Raw genomic sequence first — 19,427 nt, 5'->3', positions numbered from 1 at the left:
CAAAAATGATATTATTGACTGTTTTAAATTTATAGACCTGATCTGAGGAGGATGGGAGATATGAGTGAACAATTCATAGGCACGAATCAAATCGAGTTAAAGAAAAATGCAAACGCAATAGATATACGAAACAATACTGTACCAGCCAAATTAACATATCTTGTCTTGGCCATCTGTTTCTTCGGAATTATGGCAGAAGGCTATGATTTAGGAATTTACGGCGCTGTTCTTCCTAAGTTATTGGAAAGCAAAGAATGGGGGATTACACCTGCACAAGCGGGGGCGATTGGTAGCTACGCCCTTATTGGAATGTTAGTTGGAGCTATAGCGGTAGGTACAATTACGGATTTAATTGGACGAAAATGGACATTTATATGGAGTATCGCTCTGTTCTCGATTACTATGGCTTTATCAGCAATAGCAACATCCGCAGAAATGTTTGGTGTCTTTCGTTTCATTGGAGGAATTGGTCTCGGCGGAATTATCCCAACAGCATCGGCGTTAACGATCGAATATTCTTCTAAGCATCGTCGATCCTTAAATTATGCAATAATGTTTTCAGGATATGCTATAGGAACTGTCATCGCTGTATTATTGTCACTAGTATTACTTACAGCATTCGGTTGGAGAATTTTGTTTTGGATAGGGGCTATACCTATTTTGGCCGTTCCGTTTATTATCCGGTACTTGCCTGAATCAGTAAGTTTCTTGCTTTCACATCGTCGTGTCCAAGAAGCCGAAGATATTTGTAAGCGTTACCAGATGGATTTCTCTGAAGAGTATACAAATAATGATTCTGAAAAGCAAAATTATAAGAGCCTTATGTATGGGTTATCAACTTTGTTTTCCAAAAAATTTGCAAGGACTACGATATTATTTTGGATTACTTATGTAATGAGCTTTTACTTAATTTATGGATTAAATACATGGTTGCCGCAAATCATGCGTCAATTAGGCCACTCGCTTGGTTCAAGTCTATCATTCTTGCTTACGCTCAATCTTACTGCGGCGATAGGGGTCATTTTAGGCGGTGCAATAGCTGACAAATGGGGGTCAAAGAAGGTTATAGGTCTCTCTTATTTCCTGGCTGCTTTAGGAATGTGGTTTGTTACCATAACTAAATCTGAAATACTGGTATATTGTTGTATTGGTATAACAGGGATTGGTACAATAGCAAATACGCAATTATTGCATGCTTATCTTTCGAAATACTTTCCTGCCACTGTAAGAGGTACAGGATTAGGATGGGGGCTTGGTGTCGGTCGAATTGGTGCCATATCCGGACCGATATTGATTGGCCTGTTTATATCCATGGGATTTAATGAATTATTTAGCTTTTATACGTTCGTTGTCGCCGGAATTATAGCTACAATAGCAATATTCTTCATATCTAACCGTCATCATAACGAGATTATATAAAATGAAATGAGCGTAATTAAAATCCATTCTTTGATCGGTGGCTTTTTTCACCAGACGAGTGCTAAGAAAAATTAAAACTTTTGTTATTCTATAAGATAATTTATGCGTTTTTTGGGTCAACCCAAGGTTGGAGGTGAAATGATGGCAGGAGTTGTGTTGAGCTTCTCATTCATGAACGAACGGGCAAAATGGTTGAAGACATATAGGATATGTAATATAATAAACAATGGAACGTAAAAACACGGTCTGGTTGGTAGTCCAGGCGCATTGGTGATTTGGATTTACATATCATCAATGTCAGTAATCTTCCCCCCTCGGGATGTCCATCGTTCCAGCTATGAGTTTAGAGGGGGAATTAAGATGAAGTTTACTGTTTATTTTAACGGTCAGTTTTGGGTAGGTATTGTTGAAGAGATTCATGATGGAAAATTAAGAGCAGGTAGGTATGTATTTGGTCCAGAGCCACGAGACCAAGAAGTATTTGAATTTGTGAACAGAAGATTATTGGACTTTATTAATGGGTTGTCGGAAGAAGTCGCTATCGAAAACCATGAAGTTAGAAAGATTAACCCGAAACGTTTAGCAAGACAAATTTCTCGGGAAATTAAAACGAAAGGGATATCGACTTACGCTCAAGCGGCACTCCAGTTAGAGTACGAAAAAAGAAAAAAAGAGAAACAAATCCTTAGTCGAAACAGACGGAAAGAAATCAAAGAATATAAGAGGGAAGTTAAACTTAAAAAAGCAAAAGAAAAACGTCGTGGAAGATAGTGTTGATGGGGATTTTCCTATCGCCATCAGGCTAACAAAATAAAAATCCAAGGGATTTTATGGCCTAGCAGAAACTTTGGACATACCAAAGAGCCTTTAGCGGGCCTTATTTTTTTATTTATACAACGCTACAATGACTCGTTATATAAGGATAGACAACACCAAAAATAAAGTGGCGTTTGCTTTTTTAAGGTAAAAAGAATAGATGGTAATCTGCAACACCTTCTTATGACTGCTCAAACATTACGTATAATGATAAAGTTTATTGTATTTTCGCTTCAATATTGTGAACCATGATTGACGTTTAGCATACGTATGTGGTTAAATACATCTTAAATGTTAACTAATTTTATAAATAGGTTTACAAAATAGGAGGGAGAGATGAAAAAAAGAACAAAAGAAATTACGTTGCTGGCTTTGTTAACGAGCATTATCGCCATTACGGGTGCGTTTAAAATTCCTTTGGGCATTCCAGGGGCTGAGTTTCAGCTTTCCGCTCCGATTGCGGTTGCCATTGCCGCCGTGTTCGGATTTCAGCGCTACATTATTGCCGGTGTGTTGGCAAGTGTCATTATGTTTTTATTGGGAATGCACAATCTTTTAAATGTAGAAATTTCGATGGTATTTCGACTGGTGGCGGGTGGGATGGTAGCTTTACTGGGCCCCTCTTTACCTGTCCTTCTTATAGCGGGACCGATTGGATCGGCGGCTGCTCGCTGGGTGTTAGCGCTGACACTAGACGTTCCGGCTATTCCTTTGCTTGTGGCTGCCTTGCCTGGCATGATATTTACGGCTCTTACCGTCTGGCCCATAACGAAAATATTGCGAAAGGCGGAAGAAGGTGTATTGTTCAATGGTAAACGAACCTCTGTATAGTTTGCGCATGCGTGCGGCGGAAGGAAGAGCGCATGAGGATGGGGGACTTCATATTTCTGGTGGAGAGCGGTTGAGCACGAGAGAGGAGCTGGAAGAAGCGGTCAGCGCACTGCTGCGTAAAGCTCTTCATCATAGCCGCGGAACGGCAGATTTTATCAACATTGCTATTGAAAAGGTAGCACAAGAAGAAATACCGGTGCTTGCTCCGCTTCCCATTTCTACATATTGCACAACGAGCGTGCAAGCAGGGAGAAAGCAGGCTGCGGATTTACTTCGCCAGTCTTCCGTATCGGATGCGGCCATTGAAAGAGGATTTGAAATCTTAACATCCAGCTACAATTTGCGGGGAGCGGTATTGTTAGATAGCCAGAGCGGAGAACGTATGGATACGAGAGGGACAAAAGGTGTACGGGTTTCCCGCATGGATTGGGAGAGAATGTCCCATGCGATCTGGAAAAAACGGCAACCCTTGTTAGAATCTGTCCGTGTTTCGGAAGCGGTAGCCCTGGCGACCAAGGTCGCTTCCGCCGCAGGGACGGTCGCTGAACTTTGCTGGTCTGATGACCCTGAATATAGTACCGGTTATGTTAGCAGTCCGACGAAAGGCTATTGCCGTATTTTCCATTTAAAAGAAGAGGGAGAGTTATCGGGCGGCCGTATTTTTTTCGTTACAGCCGAGACAAACATTGCAGACTACATTGAATACCTGGAAAAAATGCCGGTTTGGATTGGATGAGGGGGAAACATGATGGATGGGTTTGAACGTTCACTTCTCGATTCCTTATCTGCAAAGAAAGAAAAAGGGTTGCTGCGAACATTGCACCCGATCGATTGGAAGCAAGAGAAGAGTGTGTTCTCTTCCAATAATTATTTGGGGCTTGCGCGCGATGAACGATTGAAAAAGGCGGCCATACAAGCGATTGAAACATACGGAACAGGAAGCGGAGGGGCGCGGCTGACGACAGGAAATTTTTTGCTTCATGAAAGGCTGGAAGCTAGCCTTGCTTCATTTAAACAAAAAGAGAGCGCCATTGTTTTTAGCAGCGGATACCTGGCCAATCTGGGCGTTATTTCTGCGCTGATGGGGCCGGGTGATGTTATTTTTAGCGATGAGCTGAATCATGCAAGCATTATTGACGGCTGTCGCTTAAGCAAAGCGCGAATAGTGGTATATCGCCATGCCGATATGGACGATTTACGAAATAAAATTCGTTCCGCACAGGAGACGAAGAAGCTTATCGTCACCGATGGGGTATTTAGTATGGATGGGGATATTGCGCCTTTGCCCGACATTGTGGAAGTAGCGCAAACGCATGGCGCATGGGTTATGGTGGATGACGCGCACGCAACCGGCGTGCTGGGAGAAACAGGGGCCGGTACGGCCGAATATTTTGGCGTAAGCGATCGCATTCAACTTCTGATGGGCACATTAAGCAAGTCTGTCGGAGCAGAAGGGGGATATGTAGCCGCTTCACGGACAGTGGTGGATTATTTGCGCAATCATGCCCGGTCGTTTATTTTTCAGACATCCCTTTCACCGGGTGTTGTCGCTTCTGCCCTGGAGGGAATCCGCATTATCCGGGAGGAACCGGAACGAAGACGCCGTTTGCTGAAAAATGCCCGGCTTTTACGTGATGGTCTCACGAAACTGGGATTTACTTTAGTAGAAGGTATTACGCCAATTGTTGCGGTGATGATTGGCGAAGCGGAAAAGGCGGTGCGTTTTTCCGCACGCCTAGAAGAAGAAGGAGTGTTTGCTCCTGCTATACGCCCGCCGACGGTACCGCAAGGCTCCAGCCGAATTCGAGTAACGTTGATGGCTACGCATACGCAATCGGAGATTCATCAGGTACTTACTTGTTTTGAAAAGGTAGGAAAAGCAATGAGGATAATATAAAAAACTATTCAAATTGAGGCGGAAACATCGAGGTAAGAGGACTTCTTCTGGCCTTTGCCTAGCGCAAACCAAAGAGCTGTTGATGTCAGAATTTCAACAGCTCTTTTATTTTTTGTTTTCTCATAGGCGTTGGGCGGAGATGGCAACGTTTGATAATGTTTAGAATCTATTTGTAATTTATACATAGTGTATAAATTAATAACATATTTTTATAAATACATCACAATGATTTTCTCATTGCAGACTGATATCTTTTAGTAAAATATACTACCAAGGAGGACAGAGATGCTAGTAAAAATAGCGGATATATTTTCAAAAGTGGTTAGACGCTATCTTCCTGATGCTTTTGTCATTGCAATACTTATGACATTGTTTGTATTTATTATTGCCATTCTTATGAACTTGTCTGATCCTATGACTATTTTTAAAGCTTGGGGAGATGGTTTTTGGAAGTATCTAGCCTTTACCATGCAAATGGTTCTTGTACTGATGACAGGTATGGTGCTTGCTTCCGTTCCATTTATTAATAAGGCATTACAGAAAGTCGCAAGCATTCCTAAGACGCCTACACAGGCATATGTTATGACATTCATTATTTCTGCTATATCTTATTACATTAACTGGGGACTCGCGGTAGTAGTAGGGGCGATTTTTGCAAAAGAGGTAGCGAAAAGAAATGAAAAAGCGCATTTTCCACTGCTGGTGGCTTCTGCTTATTCCCCTACTGCTTTATATGCTGCTGGATTGTCGAGCTCGATTGGGTTAACCATTGCCACACCGGATCATTTTTTAGCTAAGATCATGGGAGTTGTTCCGACATCGGAGACTATTTTTCACCCTGGAACAATCATCATTTTTCTAGCTCTGTTTATTACGATGCCGATTGTTATCGCTTTCATGGCTCCGAAAACGAATATTATTAGTTATAAACCGTTGCAAAAAAATACGGTAGCTACAACCGAAACGGCTGCAACGATAGAACAGCCTTTAACACCGGCAGAAAAATTAGAGATGAATCCGTGGTTAGGAACAATCATGGGAGCATGTGGTTTTGTATATGTTGTTTATAAGTTTTTTGAAGGGCTAGATTTGAATCTTGATATTATTAATCTTACTTTTTTGAGTGCTGGTTTATTTTTTCATCGATCATTGGGGCGGTTTGCAGCAGCGTTTAAAGAAGCTGCGACTTCTATTTCCTCCATCATTCTTCAGTTTCCCTTCTACGCTGGAATTATCGCCATTCTTACTAGTTCAGGAATGGGGGAAGCGATTATTAATTGGATGAGTTCGGTGGCAAGTAAAGATACATTTACTATATTTACGTATTGGACAGCTGGTTTGGTTAATCTTTTTGCCCCTTCGGGTGGTGGGCAATGGGCCCTACAAGGACCACTTCAGATACCTGCAGGAATGCAATTAGGAGTAGAACCTGGAAAGATTGCGATGGCTGTTGCATGGGGAGACGCTTGGACTAATTTAATTCAGCCATTCTGGGCATTACCAATACTCGGGGTTGTTGGATTAAGTATTCGCGATATTATGGGGTATTGTGTTTTACTTAGTATATGGGTAGGAGTTGTGACCAGCATTCTTATTATGTTTGTGTACTAAATACGAAAATTTTCATTTTATTTTTAAAGCATCTCCTAGAACGAGGGATGCTTTTTGTTTTATCTTTTTCGCTGATTATCCGGCTTACTTACGCCAAATCCTTTACATTGCTATTTGTTTGGATAATAATTTAGTAATGTAATTTTTATGATTTCCCTTTTTTTACTTTATCCAGGAAATATAGAAATAAACTTTGATCATAATATAAAAACATATGTTTGATAGGAAGTGGAATGAGTATTCTGATTAAAAATGCAATCATTTTACTTATGACGGAAGAAATGCCGTCAACTTTTACAAGGAATATTTTGATTTCGTTTTATGATGATCTTAGATTAATGGACTGGCCGGAAAAGAAAATGTGCTGAAGATCGAATGACAGTAGAAGATATTTACTGAGGCTTATTACTTGGCATTGCAGAAATGATCAAATCAGGTACGACTACTTATGCGGATATGTATATACATATGGATCATATTGCAAATACAGCGTAAACTTTCGGAATAGGAGGGATAATTATGAAAAAATTTCTGGTTGCAATCATTAGTTTATTGGTTGTTATATCACTCTTTTTATTTATTTTACTCCTCATTATGATAAGTGTAGTAAACGGAATACAATTTCGTTCGGCATAATTTTAAGGAGAAAGGAAGATGAAACAAAATCCTGCCGAAGCAGCTTTTTCCCATCTATTGCTTTCTGGAACGTTTGTACATGAAGCGTCTTTTTCTGAGATGCAGCAAACGTATGGAATCTATATTCACCCTCATCTAGTTATGGCTATTTCTATTGATCGCTATCCAGATTTATCCATAGAGAAACCTTTAAACTGGAGGATAGAGATCGGTCAAAGGTTAGTAGAAGCAATATATAAGGCGGTAACCATTCCCTTTGTATGGGTTTGGATTGAGGAAGGTGTACTGGCATTACTTTTGGAATTTACATCAGAACATCGGATAACAAAGGACTTGAATGAAGAAACTCTTCAGATTGCAAAAAAAATACAAAAATCAGCAGATGAAATGCCTGTTTCTGTCTCCATTGGAATTGGAACTTATTATGACGATCCTTATATGCTTCAGCATTCTTATAAGGAAGCCAGAAAATCGATGATTAACCGGTTTTTCCAAGGGAATCGAATGATTTTTCAATTTGAAAAGGAGAAAAATAGAGAAGAGTCAGGGCAAAATTATTTTTCTCTTAAAGAGAAAATAGAGAAAGAGAGAATAGAGCTATTAGCGCGGGTGCGGATTGGAGATGTAGATGGGACTGTTCCCATCTTACAAATTATATTGGAAGGATTAGCAGAGGCCAATAAGTTTAATGTGAACATGTTCAAGTCTGAAGTGGTGGACTTAGTCATGATGATTTCCAGATTGGTTTTGGAGGCAGGATTCAGTGCTGAGACGATTCTGTCGGAAAATGCCCATTTTATCCAAGATTTATATCAAACCATTCGGTATGACAAGTTTATTAAAAAAGTATGTGAGTATGTACGCTGGTTAACAGAGCAGGTAGCATTAACCCAAACATTGGAGGTCTCTCCGGTGATTCGGCAAGCGATTCGATATATGAAAGAAAATCTTCGAAAAAAGATCTCTTTAGAAGACATAGCACAATATTGTTGCTTGAGTAAGTACCATTTGAGTCATTTGTTTAAGAAAGAGATAGGGGTAAGTGTTATTGATTTTTTAAATAAAATTAGAATCGAAAAAGCAATATATTACTTAGAAACAACAGATTTGTCTATCCAGCAAATCGCAGACAAAGTTGGATTTCCAGATGCGAATTACTTTAGTCGAACGTTTAAAAAATACACCCAGCATAGTCCTACAAAATATCGTTCAGCAAGATTGTGCTAAATTCACACAAGTTATGCTAGATAAAATGAAAAGGCTTTCTAGTAAGATAAAGACATCATTTAAATACGGAAAATAATTATTATTCTAAATAATATAATAAGTTGAGTGGGGGCCTAAAAACTGTTGATTTTAAATATAAGGGATATAGGAGAGGGGAAATCTAATTGAAAAAAATTGATTTACTCAACCCGCCTGAGATTATTCGTCGTTCCAACTGGCGTGATCGTTTTGAGACAAAGGTTTCTCAATGGTTAACTCCATGGGATGGAGAGGAACCGATAGATATTGGCTTTATTGGAATTCCTTTGTCCAAAACATCGATAAGTATTTCAGGAGCTTCGATGACTCCAAACGCGTTGCGTGAATTATTTGCAAATGTAACGACATATAGTATAGATCATGATGTTGATTTACAGGAGTTACAGGCACGTGATATGGGCGATATTCAGATGCATGTGACTGATTTACAGCGCTGCCACGCAAATATTGAACAGGGACTAACCAATGTATACGAAGCATTGCCCGATTTGTTTCCTATCATTACAGGTGGTGATCACTCGATTACATGCCCCTCAGTCAAAGCCTTTAAGAAAAGGTTTTCTGGAAAAGTGGGGATTGTTCAAATTGATTCCCACATGGATGTAAGAAATTTGGAGGATGGCGGGCCCTCCAATGGTACACCCATTCGAGGATTAATTGAATCAGGGACAGTGGATGGTCGCCATATCGCTCAAATTGGGATTCATAGCTTCGCAAATTCTAAGCCTTATCGGGAATACGCTTTATCAAAGGGGATTACACAATTTACAGCACGTCAAGTTTTTCAAGAAGGAATTGAACCTTTAGTAGAAAAAGCGATGGAAGTGGCAGGAAATGGAACGGATGCGATTTATGTAACGGTAGATATGGATGTTTTGGATCAAGCGTATGCACCTGGAGTACCAGCGATGGTACCGGCGGGAATGACATCCTGGCAGTTGTTTGACGCTGTATTCATGCTAGGTCAGAATCCAAAAGTAAAAGGATTCGATATCGTTTGTGTAGATCCTATGCAGGATCCACGCAGAGCTACCGTTAGAACAACATTATATGTGATATTAAGTTTTCTTGCTGGATATATGAAACGAAGCTAAAAACATAATGAAAGGGGAAGGGAATATGAAAAAGGTATCAGGACGTACAATTCGCGCCCCTCGTGGGACAAAGCTGAATGCAAAAGGATGGCAACAAGAAGCTGTCCTTCGGATGTTAATGAACAATCTTGATCCGGAGGTAGCCGAACGTCCGGAGGATCTTGTAGTATATGGCGGGATCGGAAAAGCCGCTCGAAATTGGGAGTGTTTTGATAAAATTGTCGAATGCTTAATGGATTTAGAAGCTGACGAAACATTGCTTGTGCAATCAGGTAAACCGGTTGGAATTTTTAAAACGCATACACAGGCACCGCGCGTACTTATCTCGAACTCTGTTTTAGTTCCGGCTTTTGCGAATTGGGATACGTTCCATGAATTGGACAAAAAAGGACTTATGATGTATGGACAGATGACAGCTGGAAGCTGGATTTACATTGGAACACAGGGAATTTTACAAGGAACATATGAAACATTTGCAGAAGCAGCCCGCCAGCATTCAGGTGGAACACTGAAAGGAACATTAACACTAACGGCAGGGCTCGGTGGAATGGGTGGGGCACAGCCGCTAGCCGTTACGATGAACGAAGGAGTTGTTATTGGCGTTGATGTAGATCCTACACGTATCCAACGTCGTATTGATACACGTTACTGTGATGTAATGGTTTATGATTTGGATGAAGCCTTGAAGCTGGCTCAGGACGCACAGACGAAAGGCCAGCCTCTTGCTATCGGATTGGTTGGCAATGCAGCTGAAATTTTCCCAGAATTCGTAAAACGAAGAATTATTCCTGATTTTGTGACAGATCAAACGTCTGCACATGACCCGCTGAATGGGTACGTTCCTGCTGGATACTCACTTGAAGCTGCGGCGGAATTACGTAAAAATGATCCGGAAGAGTATGTAAAGCTTTCGAAAAAATCAATGGCAACTCACGTACAGGCTATGCTTGATCTTCAAAAAATGGGGTCTGTAGTATTTGACTATGGTAATAATATCCGTCAGGTAGCTCTGGACGAAGGTGTAAAGGATGCTTTCGATTTTCCGGGGTTCGTTCCTGCCTATATTCGTCCTCTCTTCTGTGAAGGCAAAGGACCGTTTCGCTGGGCTGCACTATCTGGAGATCCGGAGGACATTTATAAAACAGATGAACTCGTATTAAAACTTTTCCCTGAAAATGAGCATCTGCGCCGTTGGATTACAATGGCTAAAGAAAAAGTTGCGTTCCAGGGATTGCCTGCACGCATCTGCTGGTTAGGATATGGTGAGCGTGTAAAAATGGGTCTGGCCATTAATGAAATGGTTCGTAATGGGGAAATTTCTGCTCCGATTGTTATTGGCCGTGACCATCTTGACTGTGGTTCTGTTGCATCACCGAATCGTGAAACGGAAGCGATGAAGGATGGAAGTGATGTAGTAGGTGACTGGGCAATTTTAAATGCTCTTGTAAATACAGCTTCAGGCGCAAGCTGGGTATCTGTTCACCATGGTGGTGGGGTAGGAATGGGATATTCTCTTCATGCAGGTATGGTTGTTGTAGCAGACGGCTCTAAGGAAGCAGAGGAGAGGCTTTCCCGTGTGCTTAACACAGATCCGGGGATGGGAGTCATTCGCCATGCTGATGCTGGTTATGAACTTGCGATTCAAACAGCTAAGGAGCGCGGTGTTCGCGTACCAATGCTCGGCATCTAAAACAGTGCCATAGTGTAAACGAAAGTTTGCCCGGGGAATTCTTCGGGCACTTGATTTTCATGGGAGGGTAAAAATGGAGAAAAATACAATTGATTTATTGGTTCATAATATTGGCCTGCTGGTAACGATGCAAGGAAAGCAGGAAGCTCGAACAGGTAAAGAGATGTCCAATGTAGGGGCAATTGAAAAGGGGGCTGTAGCGGTTCGAGATGGAAAGATTGTTGCCGTTGGCCGAGAAGAAGAGGTCAGAGCCCAAATCGCAGGATTGGCAATAGAGGAAGAACTGGATGCAAAAGGCAAGTTGGTTACCCCAGGTCTTATTGATCCGCATACCCATTTGGTTCACGGTGGTTCACGTGAACATGAATTAGATTTGAAATTAAAGGGTGTTTCTTATTTGGATATTCTGGCTCAAGGCGGCGGGATTTTAAGTACGGTTCGTGCTACCCGTCAGGCAACAGAAGAAGAACTGTTTACAAAGGCCAAGGGAAGCCTGGATATTATGCTGCTTCATGGAACGACCACTGTGGAAGCAAAAAGTGGATATGGCTTAACTTTAGAAGATGAAATAAAGCAACTGCGCGTGGCAAAAAAGTTGAATGAATCACATCCAGTTGATCTGGTTTCTACGTTTATGGGAGCCCATGCCGTACCTTTGGAATATAAAGAACGACCATCAGGCTATTTAGATGTAGTGATTCAGGAGATGCTTCCAGAGGTTAAACGTCAAGGATTAGCGGAGTTTTGTGATGTATTTTGCGAACATGGCGTATTTACTGTTGAACAATCGCGCCAGATTTTAATTGCTGCCAAAGAATTAGGTTTTGGGATTAAAATTCATGCAGATGAGATTGAGCCAATGGGAGGCGCACAGCTTGCAGGTGAACTTGGATGCATTTCAGCAGAACACTTGCTTGCTGCAAGCGATGAAGGGTTTGAAGCGATGCAGCGGGCGGGCACAGTTGCGGTATGCTTACCTGCCACTTCTTTTAATTTACGATTAAAAAAACATGCGCGGGCACGAACAATGATTGAGATGGGCATACCTGTTGCCTTATCCACAGATTATAACCCTGGTAGCTCACCTACTGAATCTATACAACTGGTTATGACATTAGGATGCCTGAATTTAGGAATGACCCCGGAAGAAGTGATAACGGCTGTCACCATTAATGCCGCCCATGCTATTGGAAAAGCGAATACTATTGGCAGTCTTGAAGCGGGAAAACAAGCAGACCTGGTTATTTTTAATGCTTCTAATCTTGCATATCTTCCGTATCATTTTGGGATTAATCATGTTAATACAGTTATAAAAAATGGAAACATTGTTGTTTTTGACGGGAAGTTATGTTAAAAATCGAGTTGCTTACTAAATTCGGATGAATGAAAAGTGAAACTGGGCAGGTTCTCTGCCCGATTTTTCTTAATTGGTAGCCTTTAGCATAAGAAAATACACAATATCATAAAAAAAGAACACTTATGTGTCTAAATATGACGAGTTAATATTCAGATAAGTAGAAAAAATCACTACGAGTAATTCCAGATATTATATAGTGATTCATACACATGGTTATTTCAGGAGCAGGAGCAGAGTTTTTATCGTAATTGAAAGCGGTATCAGGAAGGGAGAGTATGTACTGTATACTTCTGGAATAAACGCCTGTATGAAAGTGGTAAAGAGGAATACAAATGGAATGTATTACACGTTGTATATAAAAAATTCAGGGGGGAGTTCGTGTTCGCCACGTGAAATTTGCTTTTGAGGGGAGATTTACATGAATGGTATAGATGTATCAGTTATCGTTTTGTATTTACTTATCATCGCATTAGTCGGTGTGTTAGGAGCGAGAAGAGCGAAAACATCAGAGGATTATATTGTGGCGGGTCGGAATTTAAATTTCTCGATGTATTTTGGCTGTATCGCCGCATTAACATTGGGGGGAGCTGCAACAATTGGCACAGCCAAATTAGGGTATCAGTCAGGAATATCCGGCATATGGTTTGTCACCTCGCAAGGGATTGGTCTCATTTTACTTAGCATTTTTCTTGCAAAAAAAATATTTAACTTACGGGTATTGACGATTAGCGAGATGCTAGAAAAACGTTTTAGTGTAGAAGCAAGGCTTATTAGTTCGCTGGTAGCGGCTACGTATACGACGATGCTTACGGTTACACAAATCATTGGAATCGGAAGCGTTCTAAAAGTATGGCTAGGTTGGAATTTTACACTTTCGATTGTAGTAGCGGGTGGCATTGTATTGTTGTACACGGTGCTGGGAGGAATGTGGTCAGTTACAATGACAGACATTGTCCAATTTATCGTCATGAGCATCGGTATTTTCGTGATTATGCTTCCAATGAGTTTATCAAAAGTAGGTGGATTAGCTGGGTTACAGGAGAAGCTGCCATCTACCTATTTTGATCTCAGTGTCATGGGCGGGACGGATGTTTTTAAAAGCTTGTTATTGTATGCGCTCGGTATCGTAGTTGGACAAGACGTGTGGCAGCGAGTGTTTACGGCACGCAGCCTAAAAACATCCCGTTACGGTATGATTGCAGCAGGTGGATACTCGTTTTTGTATGCTATTACGGTTGCATTAATTGGGATGTGCGCATTTGTAGCGCTTCCGGGTTTACAGGATCCACAAAATGCGTTTGCCAGCATGGCGATTCATACGCTTCCGGCTGGGGTGTTAGGGGTTGTGTTGGCTGGTGTGCTTTCTGCTCTCATGTCGACCGCTTCGGGAACGCTTATTGCATCCTCTACTTTGCTAGTAAACGATATTATCGGACGATTTTTTCTGCGGCAAATGAATGAAAAAAAGTTCCTGGTGGTTTCGCGGATTACAACGTTATCAGTCGGTATTTTTGCGATGATTTGTGCCTTATGGATTCAAGATATTTTAGTCGCATTAGACATTGCTTTTGCGGTGCTTTCCGGTGCATTGTTCTTCCCTATTATTCTCGGATTCTTTTGGAAGCGAGTGAGCGCACGCGCTGTGTTTTATTCCATTATGGCAAGCTCCGTGGTCATTTTGGTTAGTTTGGCGTTAGAAGGTACAACATCAATTGTTCCCATTTTGTACGGATTGGCAACAAGCGGCATTACCATTGTGTTATTCTCGTATCTCTTTCCGGACTCAGTAAAAGTTAATATGAATCGGGAAGAAGAAGGTGTATCGCAAACGCAAATAATGTAATCAAGAGAAAGGAGCTGGAGACGAGAGAATCTCCGGCTATTTTTTTGAAGGTAGATTTTTTTCTACTTTGCAAGTTCTTGATTTATTAACAACCTTAGCCCGAGCTGCACTGAACGGAGGGGCTAAGCCAAAAGATATTTTTTCGATTTTCTTTGCTTGATGGGCATGTGACACGCGTCCTTACTGTATCGAAAAGTGCTCCCTAAAGCGTATTTTTACGAACTATAGATTTATGTAAGAAAGAGTAAGATGATGTTGACATGAGATTTGTCACGAATATAATAAATATTAATAATATTTTTGTGGCATGCCACATACCACACATTATATTAAAATTTAGGAGTATTTTATGAGTTTATTTAAAGTACAACAGCCATTATCACTAAAACAGCAAGCCTATGAGGGAATTAAGAATGCGATTATTAACCATATCATTCTCCCTGGAGAAGTTTTGTATGAGCGTAGTTTGAGTGAAAATCTCGGTATAAGTCGCACTCCAATTCGTGAAGCTATCCCACTATTGGAGTTAGAAGGATGGGTAACTTCTATACCTAGGAAAGGAACATTTGTCAGTACCATTACTGAGCGAGATGTAGAAGAGGTTATACAGATTCGCCGAGCAATAGAAGTACTGGTTATAGAATTGCTCATTCCCATCATTTCACCAAATCATATCCAAAAACTTGAACAGCTTTATAGTAAACAGGTAGAGGAGAAACAGGATAATAAATCATTTATTTCTACAGATAAGGATTTCCACATCTACCTCGCTGAATTAAGTGGTAATCGAAGACTTGTACAATTAATGCAAACAATAAGTGATCAAATACGATGGTTTGGTGTTAGCGCTTTACATTCTCCTAATAGAACAGAACAGACTCTAAAGGAACACGCCTTAATTATTGAATGTTTAAAAAACAAAGATGTTGAAAAAGCGAAGAAAGCTGTCCTTGATCACATTGAGTGTACACGAATGGCTGTGCTTTCTAGCTTAAAAATAAAAAAGGGGGAGAAACCATGAAAGAAATTTCAGTGACCATCGATTTAGGGAATGGGGACAAAAGGCAGGAAACTTTTCAAGTAAGCAATGTTATCGTAGTTGGATATGGGGGAAGAAATATTGAAAAAGTGATGGAACATATTCATGAATTAGAACAAATTGGTGTCTCGCCACCTTCTACTATCCCCGCAATCTATCCACAAAAGCTTTCCAGCCTAACATTTAATGACTCTATCAGGGTAAATGGGGAAGAAACTTCTGGGGAAGCTGAATATGTTCTTTTTAATGATGGAAACGAGTGGTTCGTCACTGTTGGAAGCGATCACACCGATCGTTTGATTGAAAAAGAAGATATCCAAAAGTCAAAAGAAGCGTGTCCCAAGCCTTTAGCTACTCTTTTTTGGAAATTGAAAGATGTTGAACAACACTGGGATGAATTGATTCTAAGATCGTGGATTACGGACAATACAGGAAGGAGAATGTACCAGGAAAATAACCTCACCGCTTTACTTCCCGTACATGAATTACTAGATAAGTTGCGTGAATTCGGATATGAAAACCTTTCCAATACGATTATTTTTTCAGGTACTGTTCCTACTTTAGAGGGTTTTGTGTATGGGAGTAAGTTTGAATACGAACTTGAGGACCCTGTTTTAAACCGAGTAATTCGAGATGAATATTCTATTGTTGTGGAAGAGGTGTCAGCATTATGAAAATAGCTCTTATTCAAATGGATGTAACGATTGGTGAGCCGGATGTAAACTTTGAAAAAGCACATCGATTAATGAAGCAAGCCATGGAACAAGCGCCTGACATTATTGTTTTGCCTGAAATGTGGAATACGGGGTACGCTTTAGAAATCGCCGAGCAAATCGCAGATATTGATGGTCAGAGGACAAAAGAACTTTTCTCCTCCTTTGCTAAAGAAAACAACGTTGCAATTGTAGGAGGAAGTGTATTGTACCGTGATTCACAGAGTGGAAACGTCACCAACACAATGTTTGTGTTTAATGAACACGGAGAACAAGTTCTCCGTTACGATAAAATCCATTTATTTCGTTTAATGGATGAAGACAAGTTCCTTACGGCAGGAAATACCTTTGGATTGTTTGAACATCAGGGCGAAACCATCGGAACTATGATTTGTTATGATTTACGGTTTCCGCAACTTTCCCGAAAGCTTGTTAATCAAGGAGCGAAAATATTGATTAATGCAGCACAATGGCCAACGTCACGAGTGGATCATTGGAGAAAGCTGCTGGTCGCTCGAGCCATTGAGAATCAATCTTTTGTTGTGGCTGTCAATCGATGTGGTGAAAGTCGAAACACATCGTTCCCCGGAAGCTCTATGGTGATTGATCCGTTAGGTGAAATCCTTTTACAAGGAGATTCTTCAGAGCAGATCTATTATGCAGAAATCGACTTAAGCAAAGTTGATGATACACGAAAACATATTCCTGTTTTGACAGATCAACGATTGGATTTATATTAAAAGAATGTTCTTGTAGCCTTCTTAACATTAAATATATAACAGGGATAAAGGGGAAGATTTTATGAATCGATTAGTGCCTGAAGTAAATGAAGTGAAACAAGTACAAGTAAAACCAGCTTCCCGTATACGCTGGTGGCTAGCATTTCTTTTCTTTGTGATTGGTCTTATAGCGTATATGGATCGTTCCAATATTTCGATAATTGCAAAGCCAATGATGGAAGATTTAAATATGGATAAGGTGCAATTTGGCTTTTTAGCCTCCATATTTTCCCTGGGTTATGCCCTGGCTCAAGTTCCGGCAGGGATATTGGCAGAACGTTTCGGTGCACGGCGGATTGTATTCCTCGCATTGGTTTGGTGGTCTGTTTTCACTGGCCTTACAGCTATAGTGAAATCTCATGGTCTATTGGCTTTAGTCCGCTTTCTCTTTGGTGTAGGAGAGGGACCAATGTATCCAGGTAATGCTGTTTTTAATACGTATTGGTTTCAGAAAGAAGAAAAAGGGCGGGCAGCAAGTGCCTTATTAGCAGGCTCGTATTTTGGTCCGGTTATAGCTCCTATACTCACGGTGGCTATTTTTCAAGCATGGGGATGGCAAGCAGTATTTTATATTTTCGGACTTATCGGTATATTCGTAGCTTTTATCTGGTACTTGATTGGCCGTGATAAACCGGAAGAGCACCCGATGGTTAGTAAAGAAGAGCTTGAATTAATTGTCAAGAATAGAACAGTAAAAGAGGAGAAAAAAGAAATTGCACCGTGGGGGCAATTTTTAAAAAATGGTCGTTTCTGGGCCCTTGGCTTACAGTATTGTGTCGTCCTCTATATCGTCACTTTCTTCCTTGTTTGGTTGCCTACGTACTTAATGGAAGCAAGGAGTTTCTCCCTTCAAAACATGGGATTTGCGGCTAGTTTACCTTGGCTATGTATTTTTATAACGGTAATGACAGGTGGTACAATCTCGGATTGGTTAGTGAAAAAAGGGAAATCAAAGATGGTTGCTCGCGGCTCTCTAGCCATTGGTGGATTGGTGATTTTTGCAGTTACTATGTATTTAGCTGCTTATGTCACTATTCCCTGGATGAATGTACTATGGCTAACGCTTGCACTTGGTTCTCTTGGATTCCCTGTCGTAACTTCGTGGGCAGCTGCAGTTGATTTAGGAAATGAGTATTCGGGTTCTGTATCCGGTTGGATGAATCTATGGGGAAACATCGGGGCATTTTTGTCACCTATTCTCTGTGGCTGGCTTGCAGAAACGATTGGGTGGGAAGGTACATTATTAATCAGTATTGTTCCTATTCTCTTTGCTATTGGACTATGGTTTGTCGTTCGTCCTGATCGTTCATTTACTTAGAAAAGTACAATATATATATATTTCTAAATATTTTGCACAAAGTGGCATGCCACATGCCACTTTGTGCACTTCCCTTCTTTTTTGCTTACCAAGCGCCACTAATAATATCGTGTATCATTTTTCTATTAGTAATGATTCCACCACTGACACCTGTCTTTAACATCACAAAATTTAATTGCTTGGCCTGCTCCAGAATATTTTCATATTTTATCAAATTGTCCGGGCTCTGCTGTTTTATGATATCTTCAAAGAGCAGGTGCTATGAATAATCCTGTACCCTGCTTGGAGCCATTGAGAAACGGCCCCAGGCAGGGGAAGGTTACAAGGATTTTATCCTTGTGTTTGGTTTGTTGCGCTAGCTGAAGCTGTAGCCTGTGCTTGGGCTAGCTGTTGTTGCGCCTGCTCAAGCTGCTGTTGTGCTTGTTGAACGGCCTGCGGGTTTGCAGCGGCCTGAGCCTGTGCTAATGCACTCTGAGCTTGCGTAACTGCATTTTGGGCCTGTGTAACCGCGTTTTGCGCCGCCTGATTCGTAGCCGCATTTTGAGCTTGTTGATTATTTTGTTGCTGGTTAGGCATAAAGAATACTCCTTTCATAATTAAATTTGTGCGTGAAAGCACCTTTCATAGTATGAGCAGATAGCTTTTATTTTTATACATTTTTAACTTTCCTCCGAAAGAAGTCTCCCATTTCTAAACGTGAAGGTGCTTTCGTCACCAGTGAAAGTGGGAGATGAATTTCGGTTAGGCGTAGCCTAAAGTTGGTTCCTTATTTTGTTGTGATATAATCAGTCTTAGATAAATAAAAGGCTGTTGTATCAATGAAATTAATAATAATCATTCGATGTTCTCATTATATTATCATCTTGTTCTGGTCGTGAAATATCGTAGAAAAGTGATTGACGATACCATATCTGACTATGCGAAAGATATGGTTGTTCGATTGGGTGAAAATTATAATATTTCCTTAGTTGAATGGAATCATGATATTGACCATGTGCATATTTTGTTCAAAGCACATCCAAATACTGAAATGTCAAAGTTCATCAACGCTTATAAAAGCGCAAGTTCTCGACTTATCAAAAAGCATTTTCCACAAGTAAAAAGAAAACTTTGGAAAG

At 40.6% G+C, this 19,427-nt stretch carries 17 protein-coding genes and 1 pseudogene; 17 read left to right on the top strand and 1 reads right to left on the bottom strand.

All coding sequences use genetic code 11. The features are described from left to right. Positions 1 to 60: 60 nt before the first annotated feature. From BLR88_RS15980 to BLR88_RS15905, 16 genes and pseudogenes are all read left to right on the top strand, one after another. Positions 61 to 1,419: an MFS transporter gene (locus BLR88_RS15980; RefSeq protein WP_082705920.1), complete on the top strand. Its 1,359-nt coding sequence runs from the start codon at positions 61 to 63 to the stop codon at positions 1,417 to 1,419. A 360-nt stretch (positions 1,420 to 1,779) separates the two neighbouring features. Further along, positions 1,780 to 2,190 carry a YjdF family protein gene (locus BLR88_RS15975; RefSeq protein ID WP_057898129.1) on the top strand — a complete coding sequence of 137 codons (411 nt, stop codon included), beginning with the start codon at positions 1,780 to 1,782 and terminating at the stop codon, positions 2,188 to 2,190. Between the two features lie 381 nt (positions 2,191 to 2,571). Further along, on the top strand, positions 2,572 to 3,066 hold the full coding sequence (locus BLR88_RS15970; protein WP_057898130.1) for a hypothetical protein: 495 nt from the start codon (positions 2,572 to 2,574) through the stop codon (positions 3,064 to 3,066). Then, the gene (locus tag BLR88_RS15965) at positions 3,044 to 3,802 is read left to right on the top strand and encodes a 6-carboxyhexanoate--CoA ligase (RefSeq protein WP_057898131.1); all 759 of its coding nucleotides are present in this window, start codon (positions 3,044 to 3,046) and stop codon (positions 3,800 to 3,802) included. Before BLR88_RS15970 ends, BLR88_RS15965 begins: the two co-directional genes overlap by 23 nt. Before the next feature lie 9 nt (positions 3,803 to 3,811). Continuing rightward, on the top strand, positions 3,812 to 4,963 hold the full coding sequence (bioF, locus tag BLR88_RS15960) for an 8-amino-7-oxononanoate synthase (protein ID WP_236781975.1): 1,152 nt from the start codon (positions 3,812 to 3,814) through the stop codon (positions 4,961 to 4,963). A gap of 285 nt (positions 4,964 to 5,248) precedes the next feature. Further along, entirely contained in the window at positions 5,249 to 6,574 is a 1,326-nt protein-coding gene (locus BLR88_RS15955) for a short-chain fatty acid transporter (protein ID WP_057898133.1), read from the top strand. A 314-nt stretch (positions 6,575 to 6,888) separates the two neighbouring features. Beyond that, positions 6,889 to 7,057, top strand: a pseudogene (locus BLR88_RS20225) (amidohydrolase family protein); the annotation flags it as partial. A 171-nt stretch (positions 7,058 to 7,228) separates the two neighbouring features. Next, positions 7,229 to 8,437, top strand: a complete 1,209-nt coding sequence (locus BLR88_RS15945) for a helix-turn-helix domain-containing protein (protein ID WP_057898134.1) — start codon at positions 7,229 to 7,231, stop codon at positions 8,435 to 8,437. Positions 8,438 to 8,601: 164 nt separating this feature from the next. Further along, complete coding sequence (locus tag BLR88_RS15940) at positions 8,602 to 9,570, top strand: agmatinase family protein (RefSeq protein ID WP_057898135.1); 969 nt, start codon at positions 8,602 to 8,604, stop codon at positions 9,568 to 9,570. A gap of 25 nt (positions 9,571 to 9,595) precedes the next feature. Next, positions 9,596 to 11,260, top strand: a complete 1,665-nt coding sequence (gene hutU / locus BLR88_RS15935) for a urocanate hydratase (protein ID WP_057898136.1) — start codon at positions 9,596 to 9,598, stop codon at positions 11,258 to 11,260. Between the two features lie 73 nt (positions 11,261 to 11,333). After that, a complete protein-coding gene (gene hutI, locus BLR88_RS15930) occupies positions 11,334 to 12,614 on the top strand; it encodes an imidazolonepropionase (protein ID WP_057898137.1) in 1,281 nt (426 codons plus the stop codon). Positions 12,615 to 13,035: 421 nt separating this feature from the next. Continuing rightward, a complete protein-coding gene (locus BLR88_RS15925) occupies positions 13,036 to 14,460 on the top strand; it encodes a sodium:solute symporter family protein (RefSeq protein WP_057898138.1) in 1,425 nt (474 codons plus the stop codon). Positions 14,461 to 14,809: 349 nt separating this feature from the next. Then, entirely contained in the window at positions 14,810 to 15,481 is a 672-nt protein-coding gene (locus BLR88_RS15920; protein ID WP_057898139.1) for a GntR family transcriptional regulator, read from the top strand. After that, positions 15,478 to 16,173 carry a DUF2848 family protein gene (locus tag BLR88_RS15915; protein WP_091261182.1) on the top strand — a complete coding sequence of 232 codons (696 nt, stop codon included), beginning with the start codon at positions 15,478 to 15,480 and terminating at the stop codon, positions 16,171 to 16,173. The genes BLR88_RS15920 and BLR88_RS15915 overlap by 4 nt, the downstream gene beginning before the upstream one ends. Further along, positions 16,170 to 16,952 carry a carbon-nitrogen family hydrolase gene (locus tag BLR88_RS15910; protein WP_057898141.1) on the top strand — a complete coding sequence of 261 codons (783 nt, stop codon included), beginning with the start codon at positions 16,170 to 16,172 and terminating at the stop codon, positions 16,950 to 16,952. The genes BLR88_RS15915 and BLR88_RS15910 overlap by 4 nt, the downstream gene beginning before the upstream one ends. A 61-nt stretch (positions 16,953 to 17,013) precedes the next feature. Next, positions 17,014 to 18,309, top strand: coding sequence for an MFS transporter (locus tag BLR88_RS15905; RefSeq protein WP_057898142.1), 1,296 nt, complete (start codon positions 17,014 to 17,016; stop codon positions 18,307 to 18,309). A gap of 330 nt (positions 18,310 to 18,639) precedes the next feature. On the opposite strand, the gene BLR88_RS15900 is transcribed toward BLR88_RS15905, so the two are convergent. Then, positions 18,640 to 18,885 carry a hypothetical protein gene (locus tag BLR88_RS15900; RefSeq protein WP_057898143.1) on the bottom strand — a complete coding sequence of 82 codons (246 nt, stop codon included), beginning with the start codon at positions 18,883 to 18,885 and terminating at the stop codon, positions 18,640 to 18,642. 265 nt (positions 18,886 to 19,150) lie between these two features. On the opposite strand from BLR88_RS15900, the gene tnpA reads away from it, so the two are divergent. Continuing rightward, positions 19,151 to 19,427 (top strand): IS200/IS605 family transposase (gene tnpA, locus BLR88_RS15895; RefSeq protein ID WP_409359913.1); only part of this gene is annotated, 277 nt, incomplete at its 3' end.

The sequence above is a fragment of the Aneurinibacillus thermoaerophilus genome, assembly GCF_900099925.1.
GTDB classification, from domain to species: Bacteria; Bacillota; Bacilli; order Aneurinibacillales; family Aneurinibacillaceae; genus Aneurinibacillus; species Aneurinibacillus thermoaerophilus.
This window is presented reverse-complemented; position numbering and strand designations above follow the sequence as displayed.

Bases quoted from the DNA above. Each gene is read 5' to 3' on its own strand.
- BLR88_RS15965 (WP_057898131.1), top strand. From the start codon at position 3,044: ATGGTAAACGAACCTCTGTATAGTTTGCGCATGCGTGCGGCGGAAGGA.
- BLR88_RS15975 (WP_057898129.1), top strand. From the start codon at position 1,780: ATGAAGTTTACTGTTTATTTTAACGGTCAGTTTTGGGTAGGTATTGTT.
- BLR88_RS15970 (WP_057898130.1), top strand. From the start codon at position 2,572: ATGAAAAAAAGAACAAAAGAAATTACGTTGCTGGCTTTGTTAACGAGC.
- BLR88_RS15900 (WP_057898143.1), bottom strand. From the start codon at position 18,885: ATGCCTAACCAGCAACAAAATAATCAACAAGCTCAAAATGCGGCTACG.
- BLR88_RS15905 (WP_057898142.1), top strand. From the start codon at position 17,014: ATGAATCGATTAGTGCCTGAAGTAAATGAAGTGAAACAAGTACAAGTA.
- hutU (WP_057898136.1), top strand. From the start codon at position 9,596: ATGAAAAAGGTATCAGGACGTACAATTCGCGCCCCTCGTGGGACAAAG.
- BLR88_RS15915 (WP_091261182.1), top strand. From the start codon at position 15,478: ATGAAAGAAATTTCAGTGACCATCGATTTAGGGAATGGGGACAAAAGG.
- bioF (WP_236781975.1), top strand. From the start codon at position 3,812: ATGATGGATGGGTTTGAACGTTCACTTCTCGATTCCTTATCTGCAAAG.
- BLR88_RS15980 (WP_082705920.1), top strand. From the start codon at position 61: ATGAGTGAACAATTCATAGGCACGAATCAAATCGAGTTAAAGAAAAAT.
- BLR88_RS15910 (WP_057898141.1), top strand. From the start codon at position 16,170: ATGAAAATAGCTCTTATTCAAATGGATGTAACGATTGGTGAGCCGGAT.
- BLR88_RS15955 (WP_057898133.1), top strand. From the start codon at position 5,249: ATGCTAGTAAAAATAGCGGATATATTTTCAAAAGTGGTTAGACGCTAT.
- hutI (WP_057898137.1), top strand. From the start codon at position 11,334: ATGGAGAAAAATACAATTGATTTATTGGTTCATAATATTGGCCTGCTG.
- BLR88_RS15945 (WP_057898134.1), top strand. From the start codon at position 7,229: ATGAAACAAAATCCTGCCGAAGCAGCTTTTTCCCATCTATTGCTTTCT.
- BLR88_RS15925 (WP_057898138.1), top strand. From the start codon at position 13,036: ATGAATGGTATAGATGTATCAGTTATCGTTTTGTATTTACTTATCATC.
- BLR88_RS15920 (WP_057898139.1), top strand. From the start codon at position 14,810: ATGAGTTTATTTAAAGTACAACAGCCATTATCACTAAAACAGCAAGCC.